The organism is Pseudomonas frederiksbergensis (genome assembly GCF_900105495.1).
GTDB classification, from domain to species: domain Bacteria; phylum Pseudomonadota; class Gammaproteobacteria; order Pseudomonadales; family Pseudomonadaceae; genus Aquipseudomonas; species Aquipseudomonas frederiksbergensis.
On record NZ_FNTF01000002.1, the window covers coordinates 1,454,853 to 1,475,083 of the forward strand.

Genomic DNA, 20,231 nt, shown 5'->3' on the forward strand with positions numbered 1-20,231 from the left:
TTGATGAGGTTTTAACAATGGCTGAACGTCTGAATAACGACTTCCAGTTCATCGATGTCGGGCGCAAGGATCCGAAGAAGAAACTGTTGCGTCAACGCAAGAAAGAGTTCGTGGAGATCTACGAACCCTTCAAACCCCAGCACTCGGCCGATCAGGCCCACCGCTGCCTGGGTTGCGGTAACCCGTATTGCGAATGGAAGTGCCCGGTGCACAACTTCATTCCGAACTGGCTGAAGCTGGTGGCCGAGGGCAACATCCTCCAGGCCGCCGAGCTGTCGCACCAGACCAACACCCTGCCGGAAGTCTGTGGCCGGGTGTGCCCGCAGGATCGTCTGTGCGAGGGTGCCTGCACCCTTAACGACGGCTTCGGCGCGGTGACCATCGGTTCGGTCGAGAAGTACATCACCGACACCGCGTTCGCCATGGGCTGGCGTCCGGACATGTCCAAGGTCATACCGACCGGCAAGCGTGTTGCGGTGATCGGCGCAGGCCCGGCAGGCCTGGGCTGTGCCGACGTGCTGGTACGCGGCGGCGTGACCCCGGTGGTGTTCGACAAGAACCCGGAAATCGGCGGCTTGCTGACCTTCGGCATCCCCGAGTTCAAGCTGGAAAAGACCGTGCTGAGCAATCGTCGCGAAGTCTTCACCGGCATGGGCATCGAGTTCCGTCTGAACACCGAAGTGGGCAAGGACGTGACCGTCGAGCAACTGCTCGAAGAATACGATGCCGTGTTCATGGGCATGGGTACCTACACCTACATGAAGGGTGGCTTTGCCGGTGAGGATTTGCCGGGCGTGCATGACGCGCTGGATTTCCTGATCGCCAACGTCAACCGCAACCTGGGCTTTGAAAAATCGCCGGAAGATTTCGTCGACATGAAAGGCAAGAAGGTGGTGGTACTGGGTGGCGGCGACACGGCGATGGACTGCAACCGTACGTCGATTCGCCAGGGCGCCAAGTCGGTGACCTGCGCTTATCGTCGTGACGAAGCGAACATGCCGGGCTCGCGCAAAGAGGTGAAGAACGCCAAGGAAGAAGGCGTGAAATTCCTCTACAACCGCCAGCCGATCGCGATCGTCGGTGAAGACCGTGTCGAAGGCGTGAAGGTGGTCGAGACCCGTCTCGGCGAACCGGACGCCCGTGGCCGTCGCAGCCCCGAGCCGATCCCGGGTTCCGAAGAGATCATCCCGGCTGATGCCGTGGTCATTGCGTTCGGTTTCCGTCCAAGCCCGGCGTCGTGGTTCGAACAGCACAGCATCCAGACCGACAGCCAGGGCCGCGTCGTGGCCCCGGAGCAAGGTCAGTACAAGCATCAGACCAGCAACCCGAAAATCTTCGCCGGTGGTGATATGGTTCGCGGTTCTGACCTGGTGGTGACGGCGATCTTCGAAGGCCGCAATGCCGCCGAAGGGATCCTGGATTATCTGGGCGTTTAACCCCGATCCTGAACTGAAATGCAGTAACCCTGTGGGAGCGAGCCTGCTCGCGATAGCGGTGAATCAGTCACCAGATGTACTGACTGACACTCCGCTATCGCGAGCAGGCTCACTCCCACAGTCGTTTTATGGTGTGGCGAAGACAGTGTTCCACCGCGACAAATTGACCCGATAGACAAAAGGCTGACCTGCAACCGTGCCTTTTGCGTCGCGCTCTGAGAAAATGCCCGCACTTTTTTTCCGGATGCCGACATGACTGCCCTGAAGAACGACCGTTTCCTTCGCGCCCTGCTCAAGCAACCCGTAGACGTCACCCCCGTGTGGATGATGCGTCAGGCCGGTCGCTACCTGCCGGAATACCGCGCCAGCCGTGCCAAGGCCGGCGACTTCATGAGCCTGTGCATGAACCCGGAGTTCGCTTGCGAAGTCACGATGCAGCCGCTCGACCGCTACCCACAACTGGACGCGGCGATCCTGTTCTCCGACATCCTGACCATTCCCGATGCCATGGGCCAAGGCCTGTACTTCGAAACCGGTGAAGGTCCGCGCTTCAAGAAAGTCATCAGCACGATGGCTGACATCGAAGCGCTGCCGATTCCTGATCCGCACAAAGACCTCGGCTACGTCATGGACGCGGTCAGCACCATCCGCCGCGAACTGAACGGCCGTGTGCCGCTGATCGGCTTCGCCGGCAGCCCATGGACCCTGGCCACCTACATGGTCGAAGGCGGCTCGTCGAAAGACTACCGCAAGACCAAAACCATGCTCTACGACAACCCGCAAGCCTTGCACCTGTTGCTGGACAAGCTCGCGCAGACGGTCACCAGCTACCTCAACGGCCAGATCATGGCCGGGGCGCAAGCGGTGCAGATCTTCGACAGTTGGGGTGGCAGCCTTTCGGCGGCGGCGTACCAGGAATTCTCCCTGGCCTACATGCGCAAAATCGTCAGGGGCCTGATCCGTGAACACGAAGGCCGCAAAGTGCCGGTCATCCTGTTCACCAAGAACGGCGGCCTGTGGCTCGAAAGCATTGCTGACGCTGGCGCTGACGCATTGGGCCTGGACTGGACCTGCGACATTGGCAGCGCCCGTGATCGCGTTGGCAGCAAAGTCGCCCTGCAAGGCAACATGGACCCGACGGTGCTGTACGCCAAGCCAGAAGCCATTCGCACCGAAGTCGGCCGCATCCTCGCCAGCTACGGCAAGGGCAGCGGCCACGTGTTCAACCTTGGCCATGGCATCACGCCCGAAGTCGACCCGGAACACGCCGGCGCCTTCCTGCGCGCGGTGCATGAACTGTCGGCGCAGTATCACGAGTGATCGTCGCGGGTTAACCAACACCCTGCTTTTCTGTGGGAGTGAGCCTGCTCGCTCCCACAGTTGTTTATGGTTGACTGGATATTTGTGTTTAAGCCTTTACACCGCCGAGCGGCGGCAACTTCGCCAGTTTCAACGCCACCAGCAGCGCAATCACCAGCAACCCGCCGATGAACAACCCGATCCCGTTCCAGCCACCCATGTGCCAGAACACCCCGCCCGCCGTCCCGGCAATGCTCGACCCGGCGTAATAGCTGAACAGATACAGCGACGACGCCTGCCCCTTGGCTTTGATCGCCCGACGCCCAATCCAGCTACTCGCCACCGAATGGGCGCCGAAGAAACCGAAGGTAAAGATCAACATACCGATGATCACCACCGGCAGCGGCGTCAACATGGTCAGTGCAAGGCCGGCGATCATCAGTACGATCGTCGCCCAGAGCACTTTGCGACGGCCGAGCTGGTCGGCCAACGAGCCGATTTTCGCTGAGCTGTAGATACCCGACAGATACACCACCGAGAGCAGCCCGACGAAGGCCTGGTCCATGTGGTACGGCTCGGCCAGCAGGCGATAGCCGATGTAGTTGAAGAGGGTGACGAACGCGCCCATCAGCACGAAGGCTTCAAGGAATAGCAGCGGCAGGCCGGCGTCACGAAAGTGCAGAGTGAACCCGTCAATCAGGCTGCGCGGGTGCAAAGAGCGGGCGCGGAAGTTGCGCGACTCGGGAAGGATTTTCCAGAACACCGCCGCCGCGATCAGGGCCAGGCCGCCGATTACCAGCATCGCCGTGTGCCAGCTGACAAAGTCGATCAACACGCCAGTGATCAAGCGTCCGCACATCCCGCCAATCGCGTTGCCGGCGATGTACAAACCCATGGCCAGGCCAATGTGCTGCGGGTGGATCTCTTCACTCAGGTAAGTCATGGCGACCGCTGCCAGGCCGCTCAATGACAACCCAATCAGCGCCCGCATCACCAGCACGCCGTGCCAGCTCGGCATCATTGAACTGGCGATGGTGCAGAGCGCTGCGGCGAACAGCGCGGCGACCATCACCGGTTTGCGCCCGATGCGATCGGAGATCGGGCCGGTGATCAGCAGGCCGATGGCGAGCATGCCGGTGGCGACCGACAGGATCAGGCTGCTCTGGGCGGCGTTGATGGCGTACTCATGGGACAGCAGCGGCATCATTGGCTGCACGCAATAAAGCAGGGCGAAGGTCGCGAAGCCGCCACAGAACAGCGCCAGCACGGTACGCATGAACATTGGCGTGCCTTTTTCGATGTAGATCTCCTTTAATTCGGCGATAACATCGTCCACCGCGGCGGGCGGAACTTCATGAGCGAGTGGGGCGACAGCAGTTTTCACTTCAGACCTCGGGACAAGCAGCCGGTCAGGCAATGAAAAAAGCATATAGCCGCCTAATGATTCAATCCAATATATTGTTCGACCTGTTTGATAGGTTTAACGACCTAATGGAGTTTTCATGGAACTGCGTCACCTGCGCTACTTCATCGCCGTCGCCGAAGAGCTGCACTTCGGCCGCGCCGCCCAGGTGCTGGGCATCTCGCAACCACCGCTGAGCCAGCAGATTCAGGCGCTGGAACAAGAAGTGGGAGCGCGGTTGTTCGAACGTACCAATCGTCGGGTGGAGCTCAGTGAAGCCGGCCGGTTGTTTCTGGAAGAGGCGCGGCTGGTGCTGGCGCAGGTCGACAAAGCGGCGGATGTTGCACGGCGGGCGCAGTTGGGTGAGCTGGGCGAACTGAAAATTGGCTTCACCTCGTCGGCGCCATTCAACTCGACTATTCCACAGGCGATCTTTTCATTTCGTCAGCGATTCCCGGCGGTGCACCTGAACCTGCGGGAGATGAGCAGCACCCAGGTCGCCGATGCGTTGGTGGAGGAGTCGATCGAAGTAGGAATCATGCGACCGCTTGGGTTACCGGACTCGCTCAACGTGGTGGAACTGATGCGTGAGCCACTGGTGGCGGTGCTCAGCTCCAAGCATCCATTGGTGAACGACAGCGAAGAGGGCTTGTTTCTGTCGGCCCTGGCCCTCGAGCCTTTCGTATTTTTCCCACGCAGTTATGGCAGTGGTTTGTACGCACAATTGCTCAGCCTGGCTCGGGATGCCGGTTTCAGCCCGCACTTTGCCCAAGAGGCGGGCGAAGCGATGACGATCATTGGTCTGGTGGCGGCGGGGTTGGGTGTTTCGGTGCTGCCGGCGTCTTATCAGCGGATGCGCATCGATGGGGTGGTCTATCGGCCGTTGCTCGATCCTGAGGCGGTTTCGGCCGTGTGGCTGGTACAGCGCAAGGATCAGAAGTCGCCGATGGCCAAGGCGTTTGTGGAGTTGTTGACGCGTAAGGTTGAGCCGTTGAAGACGTGACTGCTTCGCAGTCAATCGCGGGCAAGCCCGCTCCCACAGGGTTCAGCGGTGTGAACACCTGTTTCGGCACGCTGCTGGACTTTGTGGGAGCGGGCTTGCCCGCGAAAGCGTCCGCGAGTTCACCAAAAAAGGAGCAGTTACCGATGCCATATCGGACGCTTCGCTTAAGGGTGTAAGACATTTCCGAACAACCTTGAACAGGCCACAGCGCCTTGCGGCATTGCCTACAACTACTCCAGAATCCGCCGGCTTGTGCGCTTTGGGGGCTATCGGTAATTTCGTTCGCATCACTGATTTCCAGTGATCGGGTTTAGTAGCCCGGTTTTCCCTCCCAAACGAATGCACAAGTGTCGTTCAGTCAGGCATACGTCTGCACTTGATGGTAGCTGTGCGCATGGCGCCCTTGGGTGCGCCGGATTTGGGTCGGTGTCCGGTCTACTAACTTGCGCGCAGCTGCCACCCTTCCGTTTAGTAGCGAGACAGGTTGCGGCACTACTAACAGGAAGACCTTCCCAATGTTCAAGCCAACTCCGAACCCGCCGGATTCCGAAACACGCACACCAAGCAAAATCTTCCTCATCGCCCCCAATATCGACAATTACACCCTGCTGGCATACGCCTGTGAATCCCTGGCATCAGCCAACGTCATGGCGAGCGATTTCGCGAGGTCTCTGCAAGGGTCGCAAAGCAACACACTGCTGGGGATTCAGCAGTCGATCATGCTGGGGGAGCTGGCGGTGAATCGGGTGCTGGATAACCTCGATCCATCCTAGTGCGTCAGGGCGCTAACACTGCCTGCTTTCCCGAGAGGGGCTTGTGAGACTCTGAGGATCCTGGGTAACCAGCCATCGCAGAGACAGACAGGGCCGGGGCTATGTCGAACCGACCTGTTTGAGACGGCGCTATTGTGGCGAGGGAGCTTGCTCCCGCTGGGTCGCGAAGCGGCCCCAAAAGAAAGGACTGCTACGCAGTCCAGCGGGAGCAAGCTCCCTCGCCACAGGTTATTCATTGCTCGCAGCGTTTATTTATCTGCCGGGCATTGCCTCGTTACGACCAGCGCCGAAAGATCAGCGACGTATTAACCCCGCCAAACGCAAAGTTGTTGTTCATCACGTATTGGTTGCTCATCTGCCGGAATTCGCCGCGCAGGTAATCGAGTTTGCCGCAGTGCGGGTCGACGTCGTCGAGGTTGAGGGTGTGGACGTACAGGTCGCGGTTCATCATTTCGATGCTGAACCAGGATTCCAGCGCACCGCAGGCTCCGAGGGTGTGGCCGAGGAAACTCTTTTGCGAGCTGATCGGCATGTGCTCGCCGAACAACGTGCTTGTTGCCAGTGTTTCGGCAATGTCGCCCTGTTCAGTGGCGGTGCCGTGACCATTCACATAGCCGATGTCGGAAGGCTGCAGCCCGGCGTCTTCCAGGGCCAGCTCCATGGCCCGGCGCATGGTGACCTGCTCTGGGCGGGTGGCGTGCTGGCCGTCGGCGTTGCTGCCGAAGCCGACGAGTTCGGCGTGGATGTGCGCACCGCGAGCCAAGGCGTGTTCGAGTTCTTCAAGCACCAGCATGCCGCTGCCTTCACCGATCACCAGGCCATCGCGGCCACTGTCGTAGGGGCGCGGGGACGTCTGCGGCGCATCGTTTTTCAGGCTGGTGGCGTAGAGCGCATCGAAGACCATCGCTTCGGTGGGGCACAGTTCTTCGGCACCGCCGGCGAGCATCAATGGCAGGCGGCCAAACTTGACCGACTCGTAGGCATAACCGATGCCCTGACTGCCGCTGGTGCAAGCGCTGGAGGTCGGGATCAGTCGACCGGTGAGGCCGAAGAAGATGCTGATGTTCGCCGCCGTGGTGTGCGGCATCATGCGCACGTAGGAGTTAGCGTTCAGGCCCTCGGCCACCGAGTTGAGCAGCATGTTGCCGAACGCCTTGATCTCGTCGGTGCTGCCGGTGGAGGAGCCGCAGGAAACGCCCATGCGCCCGTCCTTGATCGATTCGTCACCCAGCAGACCGGCATCGGCCAATGCCTGTTCCGCTGCACCGACCGCCAGGCGCGAGACCCGGCCCATGCTGCGCAATTGCTTGCGGGTCCAGTGGCTCGGCACTTTGAAGTCGTCGATCGGCCCCGCCAGGCGCGTGTTGAGTTCGGTGAAGCGATCCCACTCGTCCATCCGGCGAATGCCACTGCGGTTGGCCGCGAAGTTGGCGACGATGGTGGCCCAATCGCTGCCCAGTGAGGTGATGCCGGCCATGCCGGTGACGACGACGCGCTTCATCAGCACAGGCCTCCGTTGACGGCCAGAACCTGCCGGGTGATGTACGACGCTTCCGCCGACATCAGGAAATTCACCGCGCTGGCCACCTCTTCCGGTGTACCCATGCGTTGTGCGGGGATCATTTTCATCATTTCTTCCACCGGCACGTTTTCATCGAGCATCGCGGTGTCGATCAAGCCGGGTGCGACACAGTTAACGGTAATTTTGCGCTTGCCCAATTCAATCGCCAACGCCTTTGCCGCGCCGATCAAGCCAGCCTTGGAGGCGCTGTAGTTGACCTGGCCACGGTTGCCGATCAACCCGGACACCGAGGTGATGCAAACAATCCGTCCGGCCGCGCGACGGCGAATCATCGGCATCATCACCGGGTGCAGCACGTTGTAGAAACCGTCGAGGTTGGTGCGCATCACCACATCCCAATCATCCTCGGAAAGGGCTGGAAAAGCGCCGTCGCGCGTCAGGCCGGCGTTCAGCACCACGCCGTAATAGGCGCCGTGGGTTTCCACGTCGGCTTCGAGAATGGCTTTGCAGTTGGCGCGATCGGACACGTCGAATTGCACTATGCGCACGTTGCGCCCCAAGGCTTCGATTTCCGCCTTCACCGCTTCAGCGTCCGCCAGGCCGCTGCGGCAATGCAGCACGATGTCGTGCCCGGCCTGGGCCAGACGCAAAGCGATAGCGCGTCCGATGCCACGGCTGGAACCGGTGATCAGTACGGATTCAGTCATGGCTGGGTTCCTTGGGTTTCATGAAGGTATTGGGCGGCCTGAGGCGGACGGAACACGTTCAGACGAGCGGTAGCGTGAATGCCGGGGGCGGTGATGTGGCATTCGAACACGCCCATGCCGTTGTCGTCTTCCAGCGAGCGGATGCCGTGGATCGTCAGCTCGGTGCCCACGGGGAAGTGCTCGACGTTGCATTCGAATTTGCGGGTGCCGAGCAGAAACCCCAGCTCCACCGCATCGCCTCGCTGGCGCGCGTGGCAACCGGCATAGGCGGCGACGCTCTGGGCCATCAGTTCGATGCCGACCCAGGCCGGCAGGCTGCCGTCCGGGCGGTTGAACAGGCCGTCGGGCTTGACCGTGAGGCGGGTGTAAATCTGCTCGTCATCGAACGACAGGATCTGTTCGATGAAGATCATGTCGCCAGCGTGCGGCAGCAGCTCGGCGATCGGCCAGTCAATCATGGGGCGTCTCCGATAATCAGGCTGACGTTGTTACCACCGAAGGCAAAGGAATTGCTCATCAGATAGCGAGGTGCAATGGACGTCAGGCGATCGGCCGGGGTCACCCATTTCAGGGCTGGCAAATCGGGGTCCGGTTGGCCGTCCCAGATGTGGGGCGGCAGGGCGTGCTCGCGGTTGCCTGCACTCAGGCTCAACCAGCAGAACGCCGCTTCCAGCGCGCCGGCCGCCCCGAGGGTATGGCCGGTCATGGGTTTGGTCGACGAACACGGCACCCCCGCCGGGAACAACGTCGCCACCGCCAGGCTTTCCATGGCGTCGTTGTGTTGGGTGGCGGTGCCGTGCAGGTTGAGGTAATCGATCTGCTGCGGTTGCAGTTGGGCGCGGCTCAAGGCTTTGCGCATCGCTTGCAGGGCGCCGCGGCCGGTCGGCTCCGGTGCGGAAATGTGGTGGGCATCGGAGCTGGCGCCACTGCCGAGCAGGGCAATCGGCTGGCTGTCGCCGACATTTTTGCTCATCAAAAACAGCACCGCCGCTTCGCCAATGTTGATGCCGTTACGGTTCACCGAAAACGGGTTGCAGCGTTGCCCGGACACCGCTTCCAGCGCCGAGAACCCATTGAGGGTCAACTTGCACAGGCTGTCGACACCGCCGCACAGCACCGCGTCGCAAATGCCCAGGTCCAGCAGTCGCTGCGCACTCATCAGCGCTCGGGCGCTGGAGGTGCAGGCCGTGGAAATCACATAGGCCGGGCCGCTCAATTGCAGCCAGTCGGCGAGGAAGTTCGCCGGGGCGCCGAGTTCCTGTTGCTGATAGTCGTAACTGGCCGGGAACTGATGCTCGCGGATGTAATGGGCCAGGCCGCGACTGGCTTCGTCGATGCCCGAGGTGCTGGTGCCCAGGACGATACCGATGCGGTCGCGGCCGTAGGTCTGGATCGCCTGGTCGATGTCTTCGCGAATTTGCAGCGCGGCTTCCAGCAGCAATTGATTATTGCGGGTGTTTTGCGGCGCAAGCTCGGCCGGGATCGGCGCCAGTTCGCCTTGGACCGCGGCCACGGGCAGCGACCGTTCTGCCACCCAGCCAGCCTCATCACGCATGCCCGAACAATCACCGGCAAACAGGTTGCGGGCGACTTCGGACTTGTCACGGCCCAGGGCGCAGATCACCCCGAGGGCATTCAGGTAGGCCGTCATGGCGTCTCCCCGCTGAGCGGCGTGACTTGATATTTCGGGCCTTTGGGCAGGTTCAATTCAAAGCTCATGGGTTGTGAGTAGCGAACTTCCCAGTGCGCTGGCAAGGACCGTTGCGAGCCATGCTGCCACGCGGCGGGATAGTTGCCCGACAGTTCATCTTTAGGGGTCAGCGCAAACAGCAGCGCAGCGAACAGCTCTCGCGCTTCTGGATTGGGCGGCAGCAGACCGTCAGCTTGCCATTTGCCATCGACCAGTTTCTGGCGTGCCTGGGGAATGCCCAGCAAGTCCATCATCGACCAGCGAATGCCAGGGCCTTCACGCTGGATCACCAGCACCCAGTCCTGCCGTTGGTCGGCCACCAGACGCTGGATGTGCAATTGCAGCGGCAACGACAGGTTCGGGGTTTGCTCGGGCAAAGGCGCCCGGCTGGCACAGGCACTCAGCAACAGGACCGCGCCAAGCAGCAGAAATCGCAGAATGCCCGCTATCCCTGTGGGAGCGAGCCTGCTCGCGATGAGGGCACTGCATTCAACAGTTATGTTGGCTGACCCACCGCTATCGCGAGCAGGCTCGCTCCCACAGGTTTGAGTTGCACTGAACATCACACAACACCCTCAAGAGGTTTGCGCGCGACCACATTGACCAGGGTTTCTTCCCGTTGGCCGAAGGGCTTTGGCCGGCGCAGACCCAAGCGTTCAAACAGCCCGAAATCCTTGGCGCGGCTCCACCACAAGTATGGATAAGACACATTCTGCGAGCCGAGTTCGAAACCCTGCTGGCGAATCATGTCCAGGTACCCGGCGGCGCTCTTTTGCACGTGCATCGGATGACGGAACAACCAGCGGATCACCCAGGTATCAATGTAAGCCTCGGTGGATTCGGCGAACAGCAGATAGCCACCGGGTTTGAGCACGCGGTAGAACTCGGCCAGTGCCTGTTGTTGCTGCACCAGATGATGGAAGGTCTGGTGGCAGAACAGCAAATCGACGCTGGCGTCCGGGACGTTGATGCTCGCGCAGTCGCTGCCGATCAACTCCACCGCCATGCCTTGGCGGACGGCTTCTTCGCCGGCCAGGTTCAGGCTGTGCGGGTCAGCGTCCAGACCGATCAGGCGCTGGGGCGCAAAGGTCTGGCGCAAGTACTGAAACGACTTGCCCTGACCGCAACCGGCATCCAGCAGCACCGGGTTGCTCGGCGGTGCTTCGCTGAACAGGCTGCGCAAATCGGTGATTGCCACTCGCAGAACATGGTGCTGCCAGGTGTGGCTGCGCAGGAACCAGAAACCGAAGCGGGTCTCTTCGACGTAGGTGTCGCTCAAGTAGCTCATGTGGCGTCCTTTGCACAGAGCTCCGAGAGCATCCGCAGCCGACGCTTGGGTTCGGTGACGAACGGATTACGTTCGTCCCAGGCATAACCAGCAAGGATCGAACTGATCATGCGGCGAATATCCGGCGAGCCGCCCTCGAAATAAATCACATCCTGGAACGTCCCGGCGTACCAGCCTTCGACGTAGCAACGGAACGTGTCGACGCCGCGCTTGAGCGGGATGGCGAACTCGGTCTGCCAGTCGACACTTTCGCCTTGCAGTTGGCGATGCAGCACCGCGGCGGCCATGCTCGCCGAGCGCATGGCGATGGTCACGCCGGAGGAGAACACCGGGTCGAGGAATTCCGCCGCGTTGCCGAGCAGGGCAAAGCCTGGCCCGTGGAGGGTTTTGACGTTGGCCGAGTAGCCGCCGATGGTTCGGGCAGGCGTGTCCCACACAGCGTTGTTCAGCACACCGGCCAGGCTTGGGGTTTCAGCGATGAACCCACGCAGGCAATCGTCCAGGTTCTCCATGCGGCCTTCGAAGTGTTCGGCTGCCGCGACCACGCCCACCGAGCAACGACCGTCGCTGAACGGGATGGTCCAGAACCAAATGTCGCGGTGGATCGGATGGGTGGTGATGAGGATTTTTTCCCGTTCGAAGGCCGGGTTGTCGATGTGGTCTTCGACGTGGGTGAACACGGCCTGGCGCACCGGGAAATTCGACGGCGCTTCAAGATCGAGCAGACGCGGCAGCACACGGCCGTAGCCGCTGGCATCCAGCACGAAATCGGCTTCGACGCGGTACTGGCTGCCGTCTTCGCGAAGCACGTCCAGTTGCGGTTTCGCCAGGGTGAAATCGACGCTGACGATGGCTTCGCCGTAACGAACGTCCACCCCTTGCAGCGCGGCCTGATCGGCCAGCAGCTTGTCGAAATCGGCCCGCTGGACCTGGAAGGTGGTCGGCTTGCCATTGCTGAACGTCTCGCCGAAATCAAAGGCGCTGTATTGCTCGCCCCAAGCGAATGCCGCACCGTTTTTCAACTGGAATCCGGCGGCATTCACCGCCTCGAGCATGCCCGCTTCTTCGACGAAATCCAGGCAGTGGGACAGCAGGCTTTCACCGATGGAAAACCTTGGGAAATGCTGGCGTTCGATCATCAATACGTCATGGCCTTTGCGCTTGAGCAGCGCGGCGGCGATGGCGCCCGATGGACCTGCACCGATCACCACGACCTGACGATGTTCCATTTCAACTGTTGGCACGGGAGCTCCTTGCCGGGACGGCGATGTTCAGAGGGGTTCGGTGCATACCGGCGAGTGCCGGCAGCAGTGTCGCGATCAGGCCCATCACCATCAGCGCGAAGTACAGCGCCGGGCTGATGAGCTGTTGTTGCAGCAGCAGGTTGAGAAAGACGATCTCGCTCAAGCCACGAATATTCAGCAAGACGCTTTCGCGCCAGCGGCTGGCGCCCTCAAACGAGGCGCCGGCCCAGCCGAGGCCCAGCCAGTTGCCCAGCAGCTTACTGGCAATCGGGAACAGCAGCAGTGCCGCCAGTTGTACCCAACCGAGGCTGGCCATGGCCGCGTGGACATTGATTTGCACGATGCCGAACGTGAGGATCAGCGGGATCGCGATATACGTCTGCAAGTGACTCATCCAGATCACCGGCAGCGGCAACACCAGCGGCACTTTGAGCGCGGCCATCCACAGCAGGTAACCGATGCCGAAAATCAGCGCATTGAGCTTGAAGTGTTCCGCCACGACCAGCAGCGCGAAGAAGCACACGCTGTGCAGCAATGGCTGGCGCAAGCGCAGCAGACGCAGCAGCAACGGCAGGCAGGCGCCGGCCAGCGGCAGTAACAGGCTGCTCAGGTGCAGGCTGCCCTGGGCGATGGCAAACAGGGTCCAGCAAGTGAGGTCGATGAGGATCGCGGTCTGCACCAGTCGCCGGGTAGCGGCAGGTGGGTACTTGATGTGCCGCAGGTACAGATACAACACCGGAATCGCGGTGATGGCGAACAGCAGGCCGACCGCCAGGGAACTGATCCAGGGTTGCGGCGGCAATAGCCAGACCGCTGTCGCGAGACCGCAGGCAAATGGAATGCAAAAACTCGGCAGGGCGATTTTCAGGCTTTGACGGTCAAGTCGCAGGTCAATCACGTCACTGAGAATGTGCCCCAGCAACAAGGCAAAACCCAGGCTGTAGAGGTTTTTCAGCCAGACCGGCGCGACCAGCGCGGCGCCGCTCAATTGCCATTGGGGCTCGATCCAGAAGTACATCAGCAGCGGCAGGCCGAAGGTCGCCAGCAGCAACTGGCTGACAATCGGGATCACGCCGAAGTGACGCCCGACACGGGTGGCCACGGCGAACAGCGCCAGGGCCATGATCCAGAACACGACGATCATCATGTCGCCGACTCCGTGACCGGGGCAACGTGAACCTGGCGTCCGGCCCACGGCGCAAGAATGAAGCTGAATGCCAGCCCCAGGCTCACCGACAGACCGAAATTGCTCACCGCCGGCGTGCTGGACACCGCCAGCAAACCGAACGACAGCCAGGTGGTCAGCGCCGCCAGCAAGGTGCCCAGCAGGCTCACGGCAGCGCCGCCGACCTGTTCACGCATGAGGATCGCGTAATCGACGCTGATGGCCGTCACCAGCAGCAGGCCGAACAGGCTGAACAGCGTCAGCGGTTGGCCCATCCAGCCGAGACTGGCCAGGCTGCACAGTGCGGCCAACAGCGGCAGGGCGACGATTCGCAGGGCGCCGCCGAAACCGAACGGCAGGATCAGCACCAGCACGATCAACACGCAGGAAGCGAGTTTCAACTCTGCGGCACTGATCTGGGTGTCGGCGAACACCTTGTTCAACTCACCGAGGCGATCCACCAGTTCCACGCCCGGCAAATCCAGCGCCTGGACGCGCAGCAGAGAGGGGTTGTTCAAGCCTTGCAGACTGACCATCGCCGCTACGCCGTCCTCGGTCGGTCCCAGCCACAGCGGGCGATAGGGCTCGGCCAACGGACCGACCAGCGCCGCGTCGATGTCTTCGGTGGGCAGCGCCTGCAATTTCGTAAGCTCAGCTTGCAGCGCCTCGGCGGGCACGCCGACATCGAGCAGCGGTTGCCAGAACTGCGGCAACTTGTTCAGCGCTTCACGCACTTTGCGCTGTTCGGTGGGTTGGCTGACCAATTGATTGAGCGACAGATAACCCTGGAGTTTGTCCAGGTTGACCAACTGATCCAGCCGCTCGCTCAGCGCGGTTTGGCGTTCCAGCAGTTGCTGCTGATTGGCCGCGCGCACCAGGAAAAACTGGCTGGTGGGTTGATAGCCGGTGATGCGCGCAATGGTTTGTGCTTCGTCAGTCAGTTGCTGCGGCGCACCGACCCATTGGCGAATGTCGTTTTTGGTCTCGAGCTGCAACAGGCCGGCCACACAAAAGGCGATCAGCAGCGCCAGCAGCACCGGCGTACTCGCGAGTTTGAGCAGCGCTTCACGCCGCCCCAGCAAATACTCGGCTACCCGCAGCGGCCACTGCGCTGGACGCAAATCTGCGCCCTTGAGCAGCGCCGGCAGCAGGCACACCGCGGACAAATAAGCGCCGAGCAGACCCGCGGCAGAGAACACGGCGATTTGGGTCAGCGCCGGGAACGGTGTCCAGGCCAGGGCCAGGTAACCGATGCAACTGGTGATCAGGCTCAGCGTCAGGCCCGGCAACGTCAGGCGCAGGGCCGGCCAACTGTGCCAGGGTTTCAGGCTCCAGCTCTTGGACAGGTAATGCAGCGGGTAATCGACCGCTACGCCGATCAGGCTCGAACCGAGCACCAGTGTCATCACATGCATCCGGCCGAACAGCGCCACACAGGCCACCGCGCCGAAGAGCATGCCGACCAGCACCGGGACGAAGGCCAGCAACACCCGCCAGCGCCGGAAGGCCAGCAACAACAGCAACAGAATGCCCGCCGTGGCGCCGCCACCGACCCAGGTCATTTCCCGGGCGGCTTGCTTTTGCCCACTGGCCGCATAGAGCAAACCGCTGGCGGCAAGCAATTGGACGTTGGCGTGGGCGGCTTCTTCACGGCTGTGCTGGAGCAGGTCGGCCACTTGCAGCGGCAGGTTCATGTCGAAGGCGTTGCCCGTGGTGCGCGAGCGCAGCAGCACCCAACTCTTGCCGTCGGCATCGGCCACCAGCGCACCGCTGCCGATGTCCAATTGCACCGAACCGCGCTGCGGCTGGCTGTTCTGGATGCGTCCGGTCAGGCCCAGCCAGTCATCCTGGCTCGGCACCAGACTGAAACCGGTGAAGGGGTCGAACAGCGCTTGGACTCGCTGCTGGATAAAGGCGTCGGGATGCTCGATCAGTTGCTGTCGGTCAGCCGCTGACAACATCGCGAGTCGGCCATTGAGCAACTGCGTGCGCAGCGCCGGCAAGTCGGCTTGCAGGTTCCATTGGACCTTCTCGAACAAGCCGCTCGCCTGCCATTGCTCACCCAGTTTCTGCGCCATCGCGACCGCTTGCTGGCGATCGGTGTGACCGACCAGCACCAGCATTTCGCGGTTCAGTGGTTCTTGCATGCGCTGTTCGGCGCGCAGTTCCAGCGGGTCTGGCGCCGTGCCCGGCACCAGTTCCATCAGGTTGGCCGACAGCGGGGCGCCGTCACGCCATTGCCAGCCGGCGAGCGCAAGCACCGCCAGCAGCAGGATCAGAAACAACCATGGAAGCCTCCGTTCACTCGGCAAAGTCATGTTGCTCCGCGTCGCTCAACGGTTGGGCGCTGGTGACGTCCTGCATGCGCAAGAGGGTGCTGTCGCCTTGGGTTTCGAGCAGCTCGATGCTGTGCACCAGTTCGCCGCCGGCAATGTTGATCTGCGTGAACACCTGTTTGAGCAGCATGGAGCGCGGGGTCAGCGTCAGCTTCCAGTTCTGTGCATCGCCGCTCAGTGAAAGCTCGAAATCCCGTTGCAGCCCGCTGCTGTCGCCTTGCAGGACGGCGAGGAACAAACGGTTCTGCTCGGCGCCGGCACTCTTGCTCGGCAGCATCTGCCAACCGCTGGCGTCACGTCGGGCAATGCCTTTGTCGCTGATGCGGTAATCCTGTTGCAGGGGGCTTTTCAGCAGCCAGAGCAAACCGTGGTTTTTAGCGAGGACGAAAGTGCCCTTGCTGGTCAGCGGCTGGGGCAGGGCACGCAGGTGCTTTTCCTGGATGAAGCTGCCGTGGATCACGTCAGGTTTTGCCAATTGATCGCTCAACTGCTGCAAATCAAAAGCCTGCGCCAACGAAGAAAAACCCAACGCCAATACCAGCGCCACCACGAACCTGTAGCAGCTGGCGAAGCCTGCGTCGGCCGGTCCGCGCTCGGGCGCAGCAGTCGCCCTGGGTTTCTTCTGATAGACCGCATGTGCAGGTTTTGCGACGGCTTCGCCGCCGAACGCAGCCTCGCGGGCTCGGCAGCTGCTACAAAGGGTTTTCAGCAGGTTCATGCGAGCACCCTTTCAACGGCGTCGGTGAAGACCCTGGGTGAGGCCAACTGCATTTCGCGGCTGCTCATGTCCACGGCGACCTGCACGGAACTGGCGCGGGTCAAGCGTTCGCCGGTTTGCAGATCGCTGATCAGGTAGCTGATCTTCAGACGGTTCTCCCATTCCACCAGATTGGCCCGCACGTTGAGCTTTTGGCCGAACACGGCGCCGCGCACATAACGCAATTGCAGATCGATCACCGGCCAGGCGTAACCCGACTCGACCATGGCCGTGTAGTTGTGGCCGATCTTGTCCAGCAGTGCGCAGCGGGCGACTTCCAGGTATTTGACGTAATGGCCGTGCCAGACGACGTTCATCGTGTCGACATCAAAGAACGGCACGAGGATTTCCGTATCGGTGTGAAGCACTCCCTTGCTACGCATGCAGCCTCCAGTGTTGCTCGGCGATGCGGTGCAGACACAGGCGCAGTTCACCTTCCAGCGCGCGGTCTTCGATGACTGGCGGGAAGTCCTTGGCCAACTCTTCGTGCATGGCGGCCAGGGCTGGCGGCAATGGTCGTGCATCCTCGGCCTTGCTGCGCAGCCAGACGCCTTGGTTGGCGGCCAGCAGGGTGGCGGCGGCGACCTGTTCGGTCAGCTCCAGCACACGGATCGCATCGCGGGCGGCGATGGTGCCCATGCTCACTTTGTCCTGGTTGTGGCATTCGGTGGAGCGCGAGAAGACGCTGGCCGGCATGGTGTTTTTCAGCGCTTCGGCGGTCCAGGCACTGGTGCCGATCTGCACGGCTTTGAAGCCATGGTTGAGCATCGCCCGATCCGCGCTGGCGCCGGACAGGTTGCTCGGCAAACCGTGGTTGTAACGCTCGTCCACCAGCAGGGCGAGTTGACGATCAAGCAGGTCGGCGACATTGGCCACCAGGTTTTTCAGACTGTCCATGGCGAACGCAATGTGGCCGCCGTAGAAGTGCCCGCCGTGCAGCACGCGCTCGGCTTCGGCGTCGATGATCGGGTTGTCGTTGGCGCTGTTGAGCTCGATCTCGATGAACGAGCGCAGCCAGTTCAGGCTGTCGGCCAATACGCCGAGGACGTGGGGTGCGCAACGCAGGGAATAGCGGTCTTGCAGACGATGCAGCGGCGCGGTCGGCGCGTCGATCGCCAGATCCTTGCGCAGCCACGCGGCGACTTGCATTTGCCCCGGATGCGGTTTGGTGGCGAACAGGCGTTCGTCGAAGTGCTCGGGGTTGCCTTGCAGGGCGACCACGTTCAACGCGGTAATGCGCGTGGCCAGTTGCAGCAGGTAATCGGCACGGGCATAGGCCAGGCACGCGAGGCCGGTCATGACAGCGGTGCCGTTCATCAGCGCCAGGGCTTCTTTGGGGCGCAGTACCAGCGGCTCCCAACCCAGTTCGCGGTGTACGTCGGCCGCTTGCCGGCGCTCACCCCGGAACATCACTTCACGCTCGCCGGACAACGTCGCGGCGACATAGGACAACGGCGTCAGATCACCGCTGGCGCCCACCGAGCCCTCTTCCGGAATCAGCGGCAGAATGTCGTGTTCGAGGAAGGCTTGCAGGCGTTCCAGCAGTTCCACACGCACCCCGGACACGCCGTGGCACAACGACTGCAAACGCGCCGCCAGCACCGCGCGAGTGGCCTGCGCATCAAGCAGTTTGCCCAGGCCGCAGCCGTGGAAGGTGTACAAATGACGAGGCAATGCCTCGACGTGATGCAGCGGCACCGCGACCACACAGGAATCGCCGTAACCGGTGGTCACGCCGTAGATCACGCCTTCCTTGTCCAGCAGGGAGTCCAGGAATCGCGCGCCCTTGGCTATACGCTCGCGGTACGCAGGGTCGCTTTGCAACTGCGTCGGCACCTGACGGTTGGCCAGGGCCAGCACGTCTTCGATGCGCAAAGGGAGTTCGCCGAAGGTTACCGGCTCAAGCGTTGGCGTCGTCATCGGTCTTCCAGAAAGGGTAAAAGTTGAACCATTGTCGGGGCGCTTCAAGGCAATAGTGACCCAAGCGTTCGGCATAGCGGGAAGCCCACTGATGAATGACCTGCTCGCGGTCGCTGCGCTTCCACACCACGGCGTCGGCGAACGGTTCGAGGGTCAGTCGATAGTCGCCCGTCGGCTTCTTCAGGCATAGCATCAGGTTGATCGGGCATTTCAGCAGACCGGCCATCAACCAGGGCCCCTGCGGGAACGCAGCTGGATGGCCGAGGAAATCCACCGTCACGCTGCGCCCGCCGTGCAGCGGCACGCGATCGCCGGCAATCGCCAGCCATTCGCCGCGTTCCAGGCGCTCATGGAGTTGCAGCATGATCAGCGGGTCCAGCTCGCTGACCTGAATCAGGCGCAAATTGGTCGCGCCGGCTTCACCGAGCAAGCGGTTGAATTGCTCGGCGTGCTTGGTGTGCACCAGCACGTTCATCGTGACTTTTTCGCCGATCTCGGCCAGCGCACGGCAGACCTCGAGATTGCCCAGATGCGCGCCTACCAGCATCTGCCCGCGGGTGCCGCGCAGTTGATTGCGCAGCAAGGCCGGGTCGATGATTTCGATCTGTTCGATGCTCAACTTGCCGTTCCAGACGTCGAGCTTGTCGAGCATTGAGTCGGCGAAGGCCATGAATTGGCTGAAGACTCGCCAATGGCTCGGGCGCAATTCGTTGCGACCACTCCAGTCGGCGAGCCGCTGCTGGTATTGCCAGGCGCTGTGACGGGCGCTGCGCCCGAACAGGAAAAAATACAGGACGATGCCGTACAGCAGCGGGCTCAGCAGTCGACGACCGAGCACTTTGGCGCAGAGTGCAGTGAATTTCATCAGCCAGAAACTGCCGCGCTCCTGGCGATCAGCCCAGTGCTTTTTATCGGCGTCAGTGCTCATGCTCGCCACCGTCGCCAGAGAATCACTGGCGCCCGCAGCAACATGCCGAAGAACAACCGGGTGTGCATGCTCGTTATCAAAACGTTGTCGTAGAACAGGCGGAAATGCGAGACGCCATCCAGCGGGTAACGGACGTTGGTTTGCAGCCATTGCATGGGCACATTGCGCCAGGCCAGTCGTACCAGAATGTCCGAGTCGAAGTCCATGCGCTTGCCGATCTTCGCCGAATCGATCAGCGCCAGGGTCGGTGGTAACGGATAGACGCGGAAGCCGCACATGGAATCGCGAATCTGCAACGACAGGGTGTTGATCCAGACCATGACGTGAGTCAGGTAGCGGGCGTACAGGCGACCTTTCGGCACGCTGGCGTCGTACCGCGGATAGCCGCAGATCACCGCGTCGGGATGGGCGCGTGACAGTTCGATAAAGGTCTGGACGTCTTGCAAGTCATGCTGGCCGTCGGCGTCCACCTGCAGGGCGTGGCTGAAGCCCAGGCGCGAGGCTTCGCGCATGCCGGTCATGACAGCGCCACCCTTGCCCTGGTTGGCGCCGAGCCGGATCAGGAACACTTTGTCGCGCAGGGCCAGTTGATCGAGCACTTTTGCACAAGGTTTATCGCTCGCATCGTCCACCAGAATGCATGGCAGGTTGCTGGCGAGCAGCGCTTCAACCACCGTGGTGATGGCGGTTTCGTGGTTGTAGACCGGGACGATTGCGCAGGGGTTATGCATGTTGGCTCACACCTGAAAGACCGAGGTGCC

The 20,231-nt window shown here is 61.7% G+C and carries 19 protein-coding genes; 4 read left to right on the plus strand and 15 right to left on the minus strand.

The window, feature by feature from the left end:
* Positions 1-17: 17 nt before the first annotated feature.
* Positions 18-1,436: an FAD-dependent oxidoreductase gene (locus BLW70_RS07230; protein ID WP_008149580.1), complete on the plus strand. Its 1,419-nt coding sequence runs from the start codon at positions 18-20 to the stop codon at positions 1,434-1,436.
* A gap of 252 nt (positions 1,437-1,688) precedes the next feature.
* On the plus strand, positions 1,689-2,756 hold the full coding sequence (gene hemE / locus BLW70_RS07235) for a uroporphyrinogen decarboxylase (protein WP_074872923.1): 1,068 nt from the start codon (positions 1,689-1,691) through the stop codon (positions 2,754-2,756).
* Between the two features lie 88 nt (positions 2,757-2,844).
* Here the strand turns inward: hemE and BLW70_RS07240 are convergent, their stop codons facing one another.
* Entirely contained in the window at positions 2,845-4,071 is a 1,227-nt protein-coding gene (locus BLW70_RS07240; protein ID WP_413037960.1) for an MFS transporter, read from the minus strand.
* A gap of 166 nt (positions 4,072-4,237) precedes the next feature.
* On the opposite strand from BLW70_RS07240, the gene BLW70_RS07245 reads away from it, so the two are divergent.
* Together BLW70_RS07245 and BLW70_RS07250 are read left to right on the plus strand one after the other, a co-directional pair.
* Positions 4,238-5,140, plus strand: coding sequence for a LysR family transcriptional regulator (locus BLW70_RS07245; protein ID WP_074872929.1), 903 nt, complete (start codon positions 4,238-4,240; stop codon positions 5,138-5,140).
* Between the two features lie 515 nt (positions 5,141-5,655).
* Complete coding sequence (locus BLW70_RS07250; protein ID WP_074872930.1) at positions 5,656-5,913, plus strand: DUF6124 family protein; 258 nt, start codon at positions 5,656-5,658, stop codon at positions 5,911-5,913.
* 274 nt (positions 5,914-6,187) lie between these two features.
* Here BLW70_RS07250 and BLW70_RS07255 read toward each other — a convergent pair whose 3' ends face one another.
* The 14 genes from BLW70_RS07255 to BLW70_RS07320 are packed head-to-tail and all read right to left on the minus strand — an operon-like array spanning position 6,188 to position 20,201.
* The gene (locus BLW70_RS07255) at positions 6,188-7,414 is read right to left on the minus strand and encodes a beta-ketoacyl-ACP synthase (protein WP_074872933.1); all 1,227 of its coding nucleotides are present in this window, start codon (positions 7,412-7,414) and stop codon (positions 6,188-6,190) included.
* Entirely contained in the window at positions 7,414-8,142 is a 729-nt protein-coding gene (gene fabG / locus BLW70_RS07260) for a 3-oxoacyl-ACP reductase FabG (RefSeq protein WP_074872936.1), read from the minus strand. Before fabG ends, BLW70_RS07255 begins: the two co-directional genes overlap by 1 nt.
* Complete coding sequence (locus BLW70_RS07265) at positions 8,139-8,600, minus strand: hotdog family protein (protein ID WP_074872940.1); 462 nt, start codon at positions 8,598-8,600, stop codon at positions 8,139-8,141. The genes fabG and BLW70_RS07265 overlap by 4 nt, the downstream gene beginning before the upstream one ends.
* Positions 8,597-9,793, minus strand: a complete 1,197-nt coding sequence (locus BLW70_RS07270; RefSeq protein ID WP_074872942.1) for a beta-ketoacyl-[acyl-carrier-protein] synthase family protein — start codon at positions 9,791-9,793, stop codon at positions 8,597-8,599. Before BLW70_RS07270 ends, BLW70_RS07265 begins: the two co-directional genes overlap by 4 nt.
* Positions 9,790-10,395 (minus strand): hypothetical protein, encoded by a 606-nt coding sequence (locus BLW70_RS07275; protein ID WP_074872945.1) that lies wholly within the window; start codon positions 10,393-10,395, stop codon positions 9,790-9,792. The genes BLW70_RS07270 and BLW70_RS07275 overlap by 4 nt, the downstream gene beginning before the upstream one ends.
* Entirely contained in the window at positions 10,395-11,120 is a 726-nt protein-coding gene (locus BLW70_RS07280) for a class I SAM-dependent methyltransferase (RefSeq protein WP_074872948.1), read from the minus strand. The genes BLW70_RS07275 and BLW70_RS07280 overlap by 1 nt, the downstream gene beginning before the upstream one ends.
* On the minus strand, positions 11,117-12,364 hold the full coding sequence (locus BLW70_RS07285; protein ID WP_074872953.1) for an NAD(P)/FAD-dependent oxidoreductase: 1,248 nt from the start codon (positions 12,362-12,364) through the stop codon (positions 11,117-11,119). Before BLW70_RS07285 ends, BLW70_RS07280 begins: the two co-directional genes overlap by 4 nt.
* Entirely contained in the window at positions 12,351-13,508 is a 1,158-nt protein-coding gene (locus tag BLW70_RS07290; RefSeq protein ID WP_074880456.1) for a cation:proton antiporter, read from the minus strand. The genes BLW70_RS07285 and BLW70_RS07290 overlap by 14 nt, the downstream gene beginning before the upstream one ends.
* On the minus strand, positions 13,508-15,847 hold the full coding sequence (locus BLW70_RS07295) for an MMPL family transporter (RefSeq protein ID WP_074872956.1): 2,340 nt from the start codon (positions 15,845-15,847) through the stop codon (positions 13,508-13,510). The genes BLW70_RS07290 and BLW70_RS07295 overlap by 1 nt, the downstream gene beginning before the upstream one ends.
* The gene (locus BLW70_RS07300) at positions 15,831-16,583 is read right to left on the minus strand and encodes an outer membrane lipoprotein carrier protein LolA (RefSeq protein WP_235864988.1); all 753 of its coding nucleotides are present in this window, start codon (positions 16,581-16,583) and stop codon (positions 15,831-15,833) included. Before BLW70_RS07300 ends, BLW70_RS07295 begins: the two co-directional genes overlap by 17 nt.
* Positions 16,580-17,005 carry an acyl-CoA thioesterase gene (locus BLW70_RS07305; RefSeq protein WP_074872960.1) on the minus strand — a complete coding sequence of 142 codons (426 nt, stop codon included), beginning with the start codon at positions 17,003-17,005 and terminating at the stop codon, positions 16,580-16,582. The genes BLW70_RS07300 and BLW70_RS07305 overlap by 4 nt, the downstream gene beginning before the upstream one ends.
* The gene (locus BLW70_RS07310; RefSeq protein WP_074872963.1) at positions 16,998-18,542 is read right to left on the minus strand and encodes an HAL/PAL/TAL family ammonia-lyase; all 1,545 of its coding nucleotides are present in this window, start codon (positions 18,540-18,542) and stop codon (positions 16,998-17,000) included. The genes BLW70_RS07305 and BLW70_RS07310 overlap by 8 nt, the downstream gene beginning before the upstream one ends.
* Positions 18,523-19,470, minus strand: coding sequence for an LpxL/LpxP family acyltransferase (locus BLW70_RS07315; RefSeq protein WP_074872966.1), 948 nt, complete (start codon positions 19,468-19,470; stop codon positions 18,523-18,525). The genes BLW70_RS07310 and BLW70_RS07315 overlap by 20 nt, the downstream gene beginning before the upstream one ends.
* A complete protein-coding gene (locus BLW70_RS07320; RefSeq protein WP_074872968.1) occupies positions 19,467-20,201 on the minus strand; it encodes a glycosyltransferase family 2 protein in 735 nt (244 codons plus the stop codon). Before BLW70_RS07320 ends, BLW70_RS07315 begins: the two co-directional genes overlap by 4 nt.
* Between the last annotated feature and the right edge of the window lie 30 nt (positions 20,202-20,231).

Bases quoted from the DNA above. Each gene is read 5' to 3' on its own strand.
- BLW70_RS07265 (WP_074872940.1), bottom strand. From the start codon at position 8,600: ATGATTGACTGGCCGATCGCCGAGCTGCTGCCGCACGCTGGCGACATG.
- BLW70_RS07290 (WP_074880456.1), bottom strand. From the start codon at position 13,508: ATGATCGTCGTGTTCTGGATCATGGCCCTGGCGCTGTTCGCCGTGGCC.
- BLW70_RS07255 (WP_074872933.1), bottom strand. From the start codon at position 7,414: ATGAAGCGCGTCGTCGTCACCGGCATGGCCGGCATCACCTCACTGGGC.
- BLW70_RS07230 (WP_008149580.1), top strand. From the start codon at position 18: ATGGCTGAACGTCTGAATAACGACTTCCAGTTCATCGATGTCGGGCGC.
- BLW70_RS07280 (WP_074872948.1), bottom strand. From the start codon at position 11,120: ATGAGCTACTTGAGCGACACCTACGTCGAAGAGACCCGCTTCGGTTTC.
- BLW70_RS07300 (WP_235864988.1), bottom strand. From the start codon at position 16,583: ATGAACCTGCTGAAAACCCTTTGTAGCAGCTGCCGAGCCCGCGAGGCT.
- BLW70_RS07305 (WP_074872960.1), bottom strand. From the start codon at position 17,005: ATGCGTAGCAAGGGAGTGCTTCACACCGATACGGAAATCCTCGTGCCG.
- hemE (WP_074872923.1), top strand. From the start codon at position 1,689: ATGACTGCCCTGAAGAACGACCGTTTCCTTCGCGCCCTGCTCAAGCAA.
- BLW70_RS07250 (WP_074872930.1), top strand. From the start codon at position 5,656: ATGTTCAAGCCAACTCCGAACCCGCCGGATTCCGAAACACGCACACCA.
- BLW70_RS07275 (WP_074872945.1), bottom strand. From the start codon at position 10,395: ATGTTCAGTGCAACTCAAACCTGTGGGAGCGAGCCTGCTCGCGATAGC.
- BLW70_RS07320 (WP_074872968.1), bottom strand. From the start codon at position 20,201: ATGCATAACCCCTGCGCAATCGTCCCGGTCTACAACCACGAAACCGCC.
- BLW70_RS07310 (WP_074872963.1), bottom strand. From the start codon at position 18,542: ATGACGACGCCAACGCTTGAGCCGGTAACCTTCGGCGAACTCCCTTTG.
- BLW70_RS07295 (WP_074872956.1), bottom strand. From the start codon at position 15,847: ATGACTTTGCCGAGTGAACGGAGGCTTCCATGGTTGTTTCTGATCCTG.
- BLW70_RS07270 (WP_074872942.1), bottom strand. From the start codon at position 9,793: ATGACGGCCTACCTGAATGCCCTCGGGGTGATCTGCGCCCTGGGCCGT.
- BLW70_RS07245 (WP_074872929.1), top strand. From the start codon at position 4,238: ATGGAACTGCGTCACCTGCGCTACTTCATCGCCGTCGCCGAAGAGCTG.
- fabG (WP_074872936.1), bottom strand. From the start codon at position 8,142: ATGACTGAATCCGTACTGATCACCGGTTCCAGCCGTGGCATCGGACGC.
- BLW70_RS07315 (WP_074872966.1), bottom strand. From the start codon at position 19,470: ATGAGCACTGACGCCGATAAAAAGCACTGGGCTGATCGCCAGGAGCGC.